Source organism: Campylobacter showae, assembly GCF_900573985.1.
Classification (GTDB): domain Bacteria; phylum Campylobacterota; class Campylobacteria; order Campylobacterales; family Campylobacteraceae; genus Campylobacter_A; species Campylobacter_A showae_E.
In genome coordinates this window covers 596,670-612,578 of the sequence record NZ_UWOK01000001.1, presented here as the reverse complement: position 1 = coordinate 612,578, position 15,909 = coordinate 596,670, and the positions used below count along the sequence as shown (strand labels likewise).

General features: G+C 38.9%; 4 protein-coding genes. All 4 read right to left on the bottom strand.

The annotated features are described in order from the left end of the window. Positions 1-117: 117 nt before the first annotated feature. On the bottom strand, positions 118-3,834 hold the full coding sequence (locus tag EE116_RS03115; protein ID WP_122873182.1) for a surface layer protein SapB11: 3,717 nt from the start codon (positions 3,832-3,834) through the stop codon (positions 118-120). Between the two features lie 199 nt (positions 3,835-4,033). Then, positions 4,034-7,873 (bottom strand): autotransporter outer membrane beta-barrel domain-containing protein, encoded by a 3,840-nt coding sequence (locus EE116_RS03110; RefSeq protein ID WP_122873181.1) that lies wholly within the window; start codon positions 7,871-7,873, stop codon positions 4,034-4,036. 216 nt (positions 7,874-8,089) lie between these two features. Further along, a complete protein-coding gene (locus tag EE116_RS12695; RefSeq protein ID WP_241091620.1) occupies positions 8,090-12,259 on the bottom strand; it encodes a beta strand repeat-containing protein in 4,170 nt (1,389 codons plus the stop codon). A 305-nt stretch (positions 12,260-12,564) separates the two neighbouring features. Continuing rightward, positions 12,565-15,834 (bottom strand): DUF4214 domain-containing protein, encoded by a 3,270-nt coding sequence (locus tag EE116_RS03100; RefSeq protein WP_122873180.1) that lies wholly within the window; start codon positions 15,832-15,834, stop codon positions 12,565-12,567. Positions 15,835-15,909 lie beyond the last annotated feature (75 nt).

Sequence of the window (15,909 nt, the reverse complement as noted above, 5' to 3'; positions counted from 1 at the left end):
AAATAAGACAATGCGCAATCGCAAACATTATATATCGCTAAAAATGATTTTTATATAAAATAATTTTATGAAAAAAAGGAGTTCGGCAGGTAAAAACCTGCCGAAAAGAAGGAGAAATCAGAATGCGTTAATAGTAACCTCACCAGCATTAACTGTTGTGTTAAGGTTAGCAATATTTACGCCCGATAGTTTGACGATAGTGTCGCCTGCGCCAAAGTCAGTATCACCTGCAGCAGCGTTGTATACCAAATACGTATCATTTAGATATGAATAAGCATATATCTTACCGGCTTGGTTGTTAGTAGGACCATCAAAGAATCCGCCAAGTTTAGCCGCAAGAGCGAAGTTATCTTGTGCGTTTCCGTTGGCATTTAGAGTTACTTTTTCTATAGCAGTGGTACCGCCGGCAAATTTGATCTTATCGCCTACATTTATCTTATCTATGGTTACAAGTCTAGTATGAGACTCGTTGGCACTATCAAAACCTGCGCCTATAACCGAAGCACTAACATCGAATGTATCGTTGCCTGAACCGCTTTTGATGGTTATATTTTGACCTTTTGGATCTGCGTCGGCATGACCTGGGGTTAGGAAAGTTCCTGTCTTAATGGTATTCTCGCCTTCGCCTGCATCGATTGAAATTTTTGCAGCTTTTTGATCGCCCGCTAGAGTAATAGTATCGTCTCCGTCGGTAGCTTTTATGTCCTCTATAACTTTACTTGCAGTATTTGTTATAGTACCTTTCTCTACATTTTTTAAGCCGCTAAAGTCAATTTTTGTTAGCTTTTCAGCATTGGTATCGTCAAACGTGTACTCGTCGGTAGCGTCTGTACCCATATCGCCCGAGATAGTAGCTGTTTTTAGATCATTACCGTCAACTCTTTCAGAACCATTAACAAGCGAGAATTTTGTAGCAGCAGTTACAACCAACTTATCAGCCTGAGCAGACGTAGTAATATTGGCAACGAAATCTTTTGAATTGATATCTTGCTTCATAGTGATGTTAACATCTGTTGAAAGTGGAGTTTGAGTAGAGCCTTTATAGACTACAGTATCTGCCACGATACTGGCAAACTTATTTGCACCTATAGTTTTACTTAGGTCTACCGTTACGCTATCGGCACTTACAGGTCCTGTGTTGCCAAGATCAACGATACCCTTTGTGTTTCCAGCGTCGATGTTTATGCTCGTGCTTTCTTTTACTTTTATCTTGCCATCTATAACGGCGGCGCTTTTTAGATCTAGAGTACCGACTTTAACATCTTTTAATACGTCTTTTAGCGTAATGTTTACGTTTTTGACGTAGTTGCCGTTTATATCTCCTATCCCGACCGCGCTAGTCTCATTTTGACCCTTAATATTAGTTAAGCTGATATTTACGTTCTCTGCTTTTATATTCGCGATAGATACTTTGCCTGTTACGTCTTTAGCTGTAAAGTTTACATCATTTTTAACGTCTATGCCGTTACCGCTGCTTATTTCGACATTAAATCTAGAGTCGCTAATATCAAATGTAGCGCCGCTATTTTTAGACTTGATTTCGTCTGCTATTTTGATGTTACCGATCTTATTAGCCACGAAAGTTATCTCGCCGCCTACGTCAAATTTATTTACTTCGATATCGTTTGTGACATTTTTAAAGTTAAAATTTGCACCGGCATTTGTCGTCTTTTTCGTAGTTACGTCTCCTACCTTTAAAGCCGTTACGTGGCTTGAGCCTTGATAAACGGTAACAAGATCATTTACGTTTAGTTTTACGCCGTTTTCAGAATCTATCGAGCCAAGATTGTGAAGCTCGACTAGGCTTGCTACAGGCATATTGGCTAGCCCTTTTACGTTTATCTCAGATATATATTTGAGGCCATTATTTAAAACATCAAGAGCACCCAATGTAGCTATGTTTAGCGTTTTCACTCTTGCATCCTCGTGGATATCGAAAGTAAATTTCTTAGGATTATTGTTGGTTAGATTTATAGTCTTAAGCTCGTGAATATTTCTTAGAGAAAGGCCCGAATTTTCAACCATATTTACATTCACATTAATTGTAGTAGCCTTTGGCGCCTCAATAACGCTGGCTGCATTATCAGTAAGGTTACCATTTACAGTTTTAACCGATTTATCTAAATTTACAGTAAGATTTTTGGACTCAGAAACCCTTACTTTACCGATTAAATCTTGAGGCGTAGTCACGTTATCTATCGCATAGTTAATGGTGTCAACAAATTTGTCGTTTATATGCAGTATACCGTGGCCGTTTCCTGCGCTAGCAGCTTTTGCATCCACTTTGTCTGTTAAATTTACAGTCGTTATACTAGAACTTGTAACAACTAATGTTTGATCAAGCTGGCCCACTTTTAGGCTCTTAACATCAGTTTGTCCAGTCAAGTCTAGAGCGCTCACGTTATCATTTTTATCAAAGATTTCGATATTATCAACGCCTTTTAATTTAATTTGCTTTAATGCGTCCACTTTTTCTATCTGAAGAGTATCATTGCCAGCGCCCATGTCTATAGAAACAGAGTTGGACTCAAGTTTTCCTACTTTTATCGTATCATTGCCGTTACCGCTTTTGATGCTAGTGTAGTAAGCAGACTCGGTTAAATCAGCCGTCAAATTTCCAATAAGCGCCGATGCATCAAGGCTATTCACAAAGTCTTTAAATGGAGCATCTGGGTTTTTATCTTTGGTGGATATAGTTAAATCCGCCTCGCCTTTTACCGTGATAAATTTATTTTCCACCTCTTTTATATAACTAGCGTTTTCTCTAGTCGTAATGTTTAAGGTCTCAATACCGTTAAATTTGACCTTAAGAGAGTTTTTGTGGCTGTCGGCTTCCGTATCCGGAGTAACTCTGCCCACATTGTTTAGGATTAAATTTTGCGCGTCATTATTGCCTTTTACTAGATCAGTATTATAGGCGATACCAACTTCAGTTGAATCTTTTTGATCTATTACCGTTAGATCAACTATATTAGATAGATTTGTTACTCTAACGCCGTTTGCACCATGAGTAGACACGGACTGCAAGCCCTCTACCTTATCTGCATTAAATACTCTTTGGCTATTTGAAGTATTGACTAAATTTAGTCCCTCAATATTTTTAGCATATCCGGTTGTAAAGCCAGTGAAACTATCGTCGATTTTAACATTCAACATATCATTGCCGGCCCCGCCGTCTATCTTGTCTTCAACGCCAAGGGTATTTTTATCAGCAAATGAGCTAACGACCGCGCTATATATATCCACGCCTGCACTTCCGGTCAGTGTTTCAGCCGTGTTGTTTAGCGTATGTACGGTGGCATTTGCCAAAGCATCGATTTTAGCCTTCTGTTCATCCAAATTTGTAGCCGTGGTCGTTCTAATAATTTCTTGGAATATTCCATAATCATAGTTGCCTGAACTATCGGTTTGAATGTTTGGTATTTTTTCAGCCATGTAAGCAGATATAGCAGTCTTGTTTTCAAAAATCTTAGCCGCCACAGGATCTGCCGCTTTTGCGATGTCGGAAGTTGCAACTTCAAATAATTTAACTAGAGTTTCACCTCTACTGTGACCTAGCTGAAGGTGCAAAACCCACGAATCGATACCGTTTGGATCTTGAGTATAGTCTTTGCCCAGGATGTTTTTATATATTGTTTCGATGTAGCCTCTATCGCTATCTATCGTATTTCCATAGTATGCCAAAGCCGCAGGGGACTCTAGCATTAGCTGGGCTAGCTGAGCTTGGGTTTTATTGGCTCCCGCCGCCACCCATGCGTTAAAGCCCGCGCCTTCAGGGGCACGATTAAATAACGCTACGTAAAGCTGTGCAACTTGTGCTTGTGTTACTGCCATTAAGGACTCCTTTTTAGTGTGTTTCTTGAGTTTTTGGGTATCTTTACAGAATACTATTGCTAATTATAGCATAAAAATACTGGAAAAGAGAAAATGGATAGACAAATTTAAAAATTCAAATGAAGAAAAAGTGTAAAAATTTTATAAAGATTAACCTGCAGTTAAATTTAACTGCAGGTTATACTGCATTAAAGCCGGCTTAGATCGTGAATGTTCCGCTATCCAAGAACGGATTTAGGTCTTCGATATTTTGGCCCGCTAGTTTTACTAGATTGTCGCTAGCCGTAAGAGCCGTCCTTGCACCATCAGCATCTTTTACTAAGTATGTATCATTTTTATAAGTAAATGCCCATACCTTATTAGTTACAGTAGCAGCAGCATCAGTCAAGACTTTATTTACAGCATCTTTTAGTGTATCTTCCGCATTTAGATCCGTAGCTGTATATTTAGCCCACTCGCTTACAGTACCTAGCTCTATCTTGTCGCCTTTTTCGATATTGACTAGAGATACGTATTTGCTGGCATTTGCGTCAGTTACTGCGGCATCTAACTTAAATGTATCTACGCCTCTACCGCCATCAATAGTAACTACGTTAGGTTTTTCCGTAGTGCCTGCAACTGTTATCGCACCGACAGTGATCTCATCTTTACCGTCCGTTGCTACCAAGCTTAGAGATTTCTTGTTTACGGTCATTATGGTTGTTAAGTCGATAATGCCGTGCTCAACGCCTTTTAGTCCACCCAAATTTACTGTTTTTAGATTATTTGAAGCGACTAGATCAAGAGTATATTTATCCTCGCCATCGCCTAGGGTTCCGGTTACCGTAAATGTTTTAGCATCCGCAGTTGATTTAAACACAAATTCATCTTGTCCAACAGAGCCGGTTACATCTATCTTCGAGTCTACGTTTATCTTATCTTTTGAAGCCGCCTCTAAGGTTACAGCTGCGCTGGCTGTTATAGCAGAGCTTTTATAAACGATCTCACCACCCTTGATATTTCCTATGGTGTTAGCTTGTAGAGATTTGCTTAGATCTACCGTTACCTTTGAGTCTGCGCCGGTGTCGATATTGCCTATGTTTACTATGCCTTCTGTTACACCAGAGGTAATGTTTACCGCACTCTTATGAATGTCATAGAAGTTTGGTGACTCTTTTATAGCTATAGCACCTACATTTAACTCTTTTGCTAGTTTATCGGCTGTTACTGTATATGTAGTGCCTTCGTTTTGGTCGCCATTGCCAAAAGTACCTACGGTCACGGAATCTTTTACATTAGTAAATTTAAGCGTAGCGGTAGAGTCTATCTGGGTTCCGCTGATGTTGCCGATATTAATCTTATCGCCCAAATTTTTAAAGTCGCCGTTTAGCGAATTTAGATTTGAGATGTTGCCTATAGTTACGGCATCTTTGATGCCATCTAGCGATAGATTGGCCTCATGAGCTTTACCGTTGGTAGGGGTTGCCATTAGATCAATATCTACTACTTTAAAAGTTTTTTCTACATTTTTCGCTACGATTTTTATTTCGCTAGCCTCTATACCAGTACTACCGACGGTTACGCTATCTTTCATATTCAAGAAATTTAGCAATATTGCGGATTTTTCCTTTGAATTCGAGATATCTCCCAAATCAAATGCCTTTTTGATATTTCTATAGTCGCCGTCAAGAGAGCTTAGGTTTACGATGTTTCCTATATCTACTCCTCCTTCGACGTCAAATATAGCCATTCTCACGTTATCGGTACTCTCTGTAGCGATAGTATCGGCATCCATATTGCCTATAGTTAGGTCTTTTGCTAAAGTTTTGGCGATTATTACAGTATTACCTGATTTTATATTGCCAATAGTTGCATTGTCTCTAATATCTTCTAAATTTACGTTAAATCTAGCGTTTATTTGAGTATTGGTTATTACGTTACCTACAGTTAGGACACCGAGCTGTTTGGCTGTCAAATTTATGCCGTGAAGCGAGCTGTTGTGACCCAAGTTACCCAAAACAACATCAGAGTCAGTTGTATCGTCAGATTTGATAATACCTTGAAGACTGATTTCGGAGATATTTCTCAAATGAGCCTCGTTGCTTGTGTTCAAATCTTTTATGTTAAAGCTAGAAGCAGTTTTTACGTTTAATGTGGCTAGTTTATCAAGTGCTTGGAGCGTATTGTTTACTCGTAGTTCAAAATCCTTACCCTCATTTACATAGTTTATAGTCTCGAGAGATGCTGTATCGATTAGTCTAAAGCTATCGACGCTATACTTGGTCTTGTCTGCTGATTTTTCTATGTTCATGTTTAGAGTCTTTAAGCTAGTAGCCTCCAAAGACTGCTCACCGCCGCCCAAGTCGCTCACATTTGAGTATTTGTCTATGTTCATAGTAAGCTTGGTAGCGCTATTGGCAACTATTTGCTTTGTAGTCGCAAAATTTGGCACACGGTAAGTACTCAAGTCGCGATCGGTGAAATTTATAGTATCTAAAGTAGCTGTAGTTACGTTTACCCTTGTATTCTCTACATAATCAGTGTCAATGTTTAAAGTAGTGATCGCTGAATTTGTAACATTTACGGTGTTATTATTCTCTACGACCGTTACAGACTTCACGTCTTGGGCATTAGCTAGGTCTATAGTGCCATTGTTGTCCTTTACAAATGTTACGTTTTCTACGTTGCTTGAGTTTAATCTTCTAGTTCCAGACAGGTCCTCAAACTCTATGCTATCATCGTTAGCGCCACCGTCTATGACTAGATCAGGATTTGCTCCTGCTATACCGTTAAATTTAAATAGATCCTTACCGCTACCGCCTTTTACGCTCTTTAGCTGAGTAGAAGTTTTTAGTCCGGCCGTCAAATTTCCGGTAAAGCCTGAAGCATCTAAGCTCTCCACGTCTGCACCGGTGTTAATGTCTAAATTTACATTTCCTTTCACGGTTATGTTTTTATTATTTACATCTTTGATATAGCTCTCTTGGGTTCTTGTGGTGATGTTTAGATTTTCAATACCGTCAAATTTAACGCCTACGTGATTTTTATAGTAATTGTAAGCAGGGTTTGAAACTAGATCGTCCGTTTTATTACCTACGTTTTCTAGTACTAGCTCTTGAGAGTCGTTTGAGCCGGCAACGGTGCTTGGGTTGTACACTATCGCTATCTCGCCTCTTTTGATATCGTTGGCAGACAAGGTTACGATTTTTGCTTCATTTGTTAGTCTTGAAGCATAGTCGCCTATCATAACTACGTTTTGAACATCTTCCATGTTGTTCATATTGAAATATCTAACAGCATTTGAAGTGTTTGTAATTTCAAGATTTTCGATATTTTTAACACTACCGGTAGTTAGGCCTGTAAAGTTCGTATCAAGTGATACTTTCAATGTATCGTTACCGCCTTGACCGTCAAGCTTGTCTGCTGCCTGGAAAGTATTTTTACCCATAAAGCCGCTTACAACGGTTTCAAAAATATTATCGCTATTATTACCTTTGATATCGTCTACGTTTGTAGTAAAATTTACTTTTACGGCGTCATCAACTAGTCTTTTTTGGTGAGCTAGGTTGTTGGCGTTTGTCTCGCTGATGATTTGCTTGAATAGAGTATAGTTATAGTTGCCTTCTTCGTCTTTATCTACGTTGCCTATTCTTTGAGAAACGTATTCAGATATAGCTATCTTGTTTTCAAATACTTTAGCAGCTACAGGGTCTGCGGCTCTTGCTATATCAGACTGCGCTACTTCAAATAATTTAACTAGCGTTTCGCCTCTAGTGTGGCCTAGTTGTAGGTGAAGAACCCATGAGTCTATACCGTTTGGATCCTGAGTATAGTCTTTGCCTAAGATGTTTTTATAAATCATCTCTACAAAATCTCTATCATTGTCGATAGCGCCGTTAAAATACGTTTTTACTGCAGGGGCTTGAAGCATAGTGTCGGCAACTTGCGCCATAGTTTTGTTGACGCCGTCGGCCATCCAGTTTCTAAGGCCTTCTCCTTCTGCCGCACGATTAAATAACGCTACGTAAAGCTGTGCAACTTGTGCTTGTGTTACTGCCATTAAGGACTCCTTTTTAGTGTGTTTCTTGAGTTTTTGGGTATCTTTACAGAATACTATTGCTAATTATAGCATAAAAAAATTAAAAGGAATAAAATTTGTTTAAGTATTTTAAAAAAGTTTTAGAGAGAGGCGACTTCGATTTATAAAATAATAGATCAAAGATATCAAATTTTGAATAAAAATTCGGCGATATTAAAACCGCCGAATTTTTGCTTTTTAAAAATTAGTATTTGTTACGGTTAGCATGCCTGAGTCCAAAGAGGCATCAAACCTATCAAAATGCGACAATCCTGCAAGTTTAACAAGATTATCGTTAGCATTTAATGCACTACTATTACCATCGCTATCGTTTACCAAATAGGTGTCGTTTTTATATACGAAAGCCCAAACTTTATTTGCAACATTAGCATTGCTATGGGTCAACACTTTATTTGCAGCAGCCGATAGGCTAACTTCACTATCTAGATCCGTAGCAGTATATTTTTCAAAAGCAGTAGTTGCTCCTAGCTTAATCTTATCACCCCTGTTGATATCGGTGATAGTTGTGTATTTGCTAGCAGTAGCATCAGTTTTTACAGCAGACAAGTCAAACGTATCGTTGCCGGCTCCACCGCTGATTTCAAATTTCTTATTAGCAGTTAGGGCTGCAGTACCGTCAAATACAAAATCGTCATCGCCAGCACCTAGGCTTACTTTGATATCCTTAGTTTGAGCAGCGTAAAACACCACCTTATCGTTGCCTGCACCGCCCTCTACAGTTTTTAAGCCAGTAGAATATATATTCATTTGGGTTGCAGTAGTTGCGCCTTTGATTGCAGTTAGATCCGTGCTTGCTACTGATGTAGTTAGCTCAACTTTTCCGCTACCGTTTGTGTAACCACTTAGATCAATAGATTTTAATGCAGTTAAATTAGACGCGTCTACTTGCAAATCTGAATTTTGACCAGCGCTTTTCAAGCTAGAAGGGTTGGTTATACTACCTTTTATAGTCATGGTCTCTATGACGGAGTTACCACCAACTGCATTTATAGTTCCTTTAACGTTAGTTAAATTTGCCACAAAATCCTTCGCTGTGGTATCCACAGGTGTTTGAAGAGTAATTGCAAATTGACTTACGTCATCTCCTGCATATCCATTTATCGTTAGATTGTTTTGGACATTTACAGTTGTGACGCCGGTTATTGGCGCAGTTACGTTTGAAACTTCCATAGTTACGTTTTTACCGCTTACGAACCCAAAAGATGCCGTTTCTAGGTATGTATTTGTTCCAGTATTTATCATTACGTCGCCATCGGTTGCAGTTGCACTTTGTACGCTCAATGATTTTAGGTTATTTACGTTTAAATTTACGCTAACGCCACTTATAGCCCCAAATGTTGCTGTAGCATCATTATCGCCAGTAGTAACATCAATATTTACTTTACCGAAATTTTTAACGCCGCTAGAGTTATCGGCAGCAGTCACCGCACCTACATTTAATGTTTCCTGACCGGCAAATTTCAAAGTAACGTCTTTATTTAATGAGGATACACTGCCCACTTGAACACTAGCATCTTGTATGTTTGTATTGGTTGTAATATTTACATCGCCTCTAGTAGCAGCCGTAGCTCCGTTTGCAGATACGTTACCTATAGTTACGGATTTTTGGTTAGATACAGTCACATTGATATCTTTTGCATTGGCAGTCAAATTTCCATATGTTAAAACAGCATCTGTTATACCATAAGCTGCATTTGCATTTACCGTCAGGCCTTTTGTTGTTCCGATTACACCCTGGATATTAGTAGTGCTTTGTGCAACTGTAGCTGTAGTCTTAATAGTGGCCGAGCCGGCAACTTGTATATCATTAGTAGTTTCGCCAAGCTTCAAACTCTTATATCCGCTAGCAGTTACATTCAGGTCTTTGTTTGCTTTCAAAAGGTTTCTAACAAATACTTCACCGTCCGTTACGCTACTATCTGAGGTATGATTTATGGTTACGTTTCTGCCTATAGTATAAGCATTACTATTGGCACCATAAGTAGCCTTAGACCCGCCCTGTGTAAAGTGCGTTGTTAAATTTACATCGCCTGCAGCATTAATAGAAGTTACATCCAATGTTTTTTGTCCGTTAGCATTTATGGTTACATTATTAACCTGATATGTGTTAGTTGGGGTATTATTATCAAGAAGGCCAATAAATCCGTACGTTACCGTAGAGTCCTCTTTATCCGTAGTAGATATTAGGCTTACGTCTCTAGTGGTATATATTTTATCGTTTGCAGCTACGCTTAAATTCTTTAATCCTTCGGCTTTTAAAGAAATATCTTGAACGCCTTGAAGAGGAACCGGAAGATAGGTCTTATCGCCTACTGCTCTAAGAGTTACGCTAGTGTCGTCGCCTGTACCTTTTAGATTGATTTTACTGATGCCGCTTAGCTTATTGTTTATAGTATAGTCTCCCTTTGTCTCTACGTTTAGAGTCTTTAGGTTGTAGGCATTCGTATCGTGGCTTCCCGAAGCGTTTAACGCCGTAATACTAGCCGTTATATCTTTATCGGTCTTATTTACTACGTTTAGCGTTTCAAGAGCAAATACGCTGTTTATATCTTGATAAAAAGTACTACCGTTAGCCGTAGTATTTTCTAGGGTAAAGTCTAGCTCTTTTACGGTATTTGAGACTACGCTTGCACTAGTAGTGCCTTGACTTGCAGGTACGTCGCTAGCGTTGGCTACTTTTACGTTTAGCTTTTCGGTTCCGTTTGCGGTTATGCTGCCGTTACCTTTTTCTATAACGAAATCTCTTATATCGGTACTATTGTTTATAGTTACGTTTGTAGAGTTGGTAGCTTTTGCGTTTACTTTTGCTATCTTAGAGTTAAGTATATTTACGGTAGCGCTAGTTCCGTTAATACCAAGCTCGGTTATCTCTTGCGCTCTTGTAAAGTCTAGTACTGAAGCGTTGGTGTTGATATTTAGTACTTCCACTCCCGTCATCTCTACGTGCTGGTTTCCGTTTATAGCGTCTATGAAGTTTACCGTATCCTTGCCGGCTCCTCCGTCGATAGGTATGATTCTTCCGCTGGCTCCGGTTACGTTAAACAAGTCGTCTTGTCCGCTGCCTTTTATGCTTTGAACGTATCCGTTGGCTTTTACGTTTGCAATTAGTTTATTGCCTTTATATTCGGTAGCGTCAAAGCTATATAGTCCGCTCGTAGTATCTACCGTTAGATCAGCCGTTCCTTTTATATGCATAGTCTTTATGCTTGCAACTTGATCCGGTTGTCTAATCGTATTTGATGTAAAATTAGTTAGCTTGCTAGCTCCTCCTACGGCGTTAATGGTTAGAGCTTCTATATGGTCTCCGTTAACGGTAGTTATGTTTATTCTAGCGTCTTTATCCATGTTTACATTATTTACGACGATTTCCTGGTTATCGTTGCTTCCGGCTAGTACGTCGGTATTATAGATTAGATTTAATCTTCCCGTATCGCCGTTTCCGCTTAGTTTTAGATCGTTGACTAAAAGTTTTACTTTGTTCTCCGGGTTAATAACGTCTACCTTATTCTCGCCGTTTAAGGTGATGGTTTCTAGGTTGTGGATATATTTAGTGTCAAATCTTAAATCGCCGTTGGTCTTGTTGGTCAAATTTAGATTCTCTATATTTTTAACCTCTCCGGTTCCGTTAGTCATTCCGTAGAAGTTAGTGTATAGATCTAAATTTAAAGTATCGTTTCCGCCTTTGCCGTCTAGCTTATCGGTAGCTTTAAACGTAGTTTGTCCTACGGTAGCAGATACGGCTCCGTTAAATACGTCTGATTTGCCTGTTCCGCTTACGTCGTTAGCGTCTGCTGAAAGATTGTGGATAGTAGGAGCTATAAGAGCGTCTATTTTTGCTTTTTGCTCGTCTAGGTTGGTATTATTAGTAGTCGCTATTATATCTTGGAATAAAGAGTAGTCGTACGCTCCGGTTTGATCGGCCGGAATATCTGCTATCTTCTCGGCCATATACTGAGAGATGGCTGTTTTATTTTCAAATACCTTAGCGGCTACCGGGTCTGCCGCTTTTGCTATAGCAGAAGTAGCTACTTCAAATAACTTAGCTACCGTATCTCCTCTGGAGTTACCTAGTTGAATGTGTTTTACCCAGGCGTTAATACCGTCCGGATCTTGAGAATAATCTTTACCTAAGATATTTTTATAGAGCATCTCCACGAAATCTCTATCGTGATCTATGCTGCCGTTAAAATAGGCTAGTGCCGCCGGAGAAGATAGCATGTCGTTAGCCATCTTAGCTATCGTACTGTTTGCTCCCGCGTTTACCCACGCGTTAAAGCCTGCGCCTTCGGGTGCGCGGTTAAATAACGCTACGTAAAGCTGTGCTACTTGCGCTTGTGTTACTGCCATTGAGGACTCCTTTTTAGTGTGTTTCTTGAGTTTTTGGGTATCTTTACAGAATACTGTTGCTAATTATAGCACAAAAAAATAAAATTTGTTTAAGAAAATTTATTTATAGAATATTAGGAGAGCAAAAATTTATTTATGCAAAATAAAATACAGAATTTTAAAGAAAATAGACTTACTATTAAATTATAATTTGGTCAAAAAATGTTTTTGACCAAATTTTAAAATGTGAATAACTTTGAATTAAATTGAAATAAAAAGGATCATGCAGACTTTCCCCCGACTGCAACATCGGGGAAAAAATAGGATTAGTTGATATTCAATGTGCCTTCCGTATAGTCTGCAGTAAGAATAAGGTCATCTGATCGTACACCAGCTAGTTTAACAACCGTATCGGCAGCGGTTAGAGTGTCCGGCGTGCCTACGGCAGTTGATGTTGCGTTATGAACGACATACGTATCTCCAGCATACGTAAAATAGAATACTTTATTCAAAATTGGAGAAGCGGATTGGTTGCTTGCTATTGCAAGATTAATCGCCTCTTTAAGCGTCGTAGCATCTTTTACTACGCTATCTTCTACTCTCTCAAAACCAGAAGATTGGTTTAAGGCATCGAATTTAATCTTATCGCCGCCAGAAGCATCACCTACGACAATATATTTGCTAGCATCCACATCGGTCTTGGAGCCCCTAACATCAAACAAATCATTTCCTGCACCGCCGTTTATAGTAACAGTTTTGTTGGCAACTAGATCTTTTGTTATAATCTCGTCGTCGCCTGCGCCAAGGTCAATATCAACATTGTTTGCAACATTTCCGATAAGCATATTGTCAATAAGCGTAACCTTGTCATCTCCGCCAGTGGCTTTTAGCGATAATAAATTTGTGTTGGAGTTTTCTAGGGTTATGGTACCTTTTTCAACATTTTTAAGTCCGCTTAAGTCGATAGTCCTTACCGTATTGGTAGTATTTGCAGTATTTAAACTATAAATATCATAGCCTGCGCCCAAATCGCCCGAAACTTTAATGTTTTCAACAGTATTAAGAGTAGCGTGGTTACTGTAGGTGATATCAAGTTTATCGCCTTTTACGGAACCTTCTATATCCGCTTTAAAATTTCTAGCCCCAGCCATTGCAACTTGTATATTGCCATTTGCTCCTGTTATTTGTGAAATTTTAAGGGTAATATCGTTTGCTGTTAAAATTCCTCGCAAGTGGGTTAGTCCAAGAGTTTGGCCAAAATCTACATTCATTTTATCTGCATAAATATTGCCAAGCTCCGTTTGATGCGCAGTACCGCCCTTGATAACAAAACTATCTTTTACGAAAGTTTCAATATTTCCACCGCCGACTAATATAAATTTTTGAATATTAACGCTATTGTTAACAATATTTACAGATCCCGCATGCTCGATATCAAATTTTACTTCGCCTTGAGTGTTGTTGTTTAAAAACGCATTAATTGTACCTTGCGTATTTAAAGTAGCGTTTAGAGATTGGTATCCTTGTTTTTCCATAGTAGCCTGCAAATGATCTGCCGTCAAGTTTATATCCTGGATAGATAAAGCAGTGCCAGCAACTACGGTAGCTGATGATTTTTCGGACGTTCCTTTTAGATTAATAGTAGAAAGCGACTCAAGTTTCTCAGGGTCGCCTGTGAAATCAAATCTACCAGCCGTGGTAATATCAAGATTTTGCAACGCTTTCATGTTATTGTCAGTAGCTTTAAATACGCTGTCTTTTTGAACGCTCACAATTTTCATGGTAGTTGCTTTTTCAGCCTCAAAGCTAAGGCCTTTAGAAACAACATCTAAAGAGTCTATGTTAAGATTTATAGACGTAGCTTTATTGGCAGTAACTTTTGCGTTTCCTGACATAATACCTTTTAAGTTAACATTAAGGCTTGTGGCTTCTGCAGCATTAATGCTTCCCAGTTGTGTATCATACGGGTTGTCATTAACATAATTGATAGTTTTTAGGGCAGTAGAATCTATTGTAATAAGGTTGCCACTTTTAGTATTTGTTATATAGTCTAAAGTATCTACCTTAGAATTTATAATATTTACTTTTGTATTAGGAGCTTGAGTATCTTTTAGACCTATAGTCAGTCTAACTACATCAGGCGATTTTTCCAAGTCAACAACAGCCGGGTTAAGAGGGTTGGTAACTGTAGCATTTTTAAATATCAGATGCTCGACAGAAGACGTAACAAGCTTTCTTGCAGTATCAAGACCGCCAGTTAGGTTATCAAATTCTAAAGTATCGTAGCCTTTTCCGCCGTCAACACGCAAAACACCAATAGCGCTTGCATCAATGTCTGCTTTAATAGTATCGTCAGCGCTACCGCCTTTTATATTTTCCAACACTGATTTTGATTTAACCAAATCAGCAAGCAACTTGGCCTTCAATTCAGAAGCATCAAAACTTTTAGTATTTGCAGCAACGGCAACATCCAGACTTGCGTCACCAGAAACCTTAACGTTTTCAGTATTTACATCTTTAATATAACTTGCTCTACCTTGAGTCTTGATATTCAAAGTCTCTATGCCGCTAAATGTAGTGGAAATAGAATTTGATAGCATACCGATAGGAGTACTTGCGCCTACATTATCGAGAGTTAAATTTTGCTCATCAGTGTTGCCAGATACGGTACTAGACTGGTATGTTAGCGTTATGTAGTCATTTCTAAGGTCGGCAACGCTTAAATCGATAATATTAGCCAAGTTAATAACCCTGACTGCATTATTTCCGTCAAGTTTGGCACTCTTAAGACCAGTAACACCGTTAGCGTTAAACTCCTTAAGCGCTCCGCCATTGTTTATTAGGTTTAAATTTTCTACATTTTTTAGCTCACCAGTAGTAAACCCATTAAAATTTGTATTCATAGTAACGCTTAGAGTGTCGTTTCCTGTGCTACCGTCAATTTTGTCCTCAGGATTAAGAGTATTTTCGGAAAATACAGAGCTTGCGACAGCTTTTATGACATCAGTTTTAGCTGTACCATTAATAGTATCCGCTGAAGTAGTAAGCGTATGGAAATCAGCATTTGCCATCTCGTCTACCTTGACTTTTTGCTCAGCCAAATTTGTAGAATTTGTAGTTCTAATTATCTCTTGGAATGGCGTATAGTTGTAATCGCCCGTACCGTTTTGACTGATATTTGAAATTTTCTCCGCCATATATTTAGAAATTTCGGTCTTATTCTCAAATACTTTTGCCGCTACAGGATCTGCTGCTTTGGCTATTGCAGAAGTAGCTACGTCAAAAAGTTTTACGAGCATATCGCCTCTTGAGTTTCCGAGTTGAAGGTGTTTTACCCAGGCATTAATGCCGTCAGGGTCTTGAGAATAATCTTTGCCCAAGATATTCTTGTAGACCATCTCTACAAAGTCTCTATCTTGATCTATGCTACCACCGTAATACGCTATAGCCGCATCCGATTTTAGCATATCATTAGCTATCTGCGCTTGAGTTTTAGTTGCTCCTGCGCTTACCCATGCGTTAAAGCCCGCGCCTTCAGGGGCACGATTAAATAACGCTACGTAAAGCTGTGCAACTTGTGCTTGTGTTACTGCCATTAAGGACTCCTTTTTAGTGTGTTTCTTGAGTTTTTGGGTATCTTTACAGAATACTGTTGCTAATTATAGCATAAA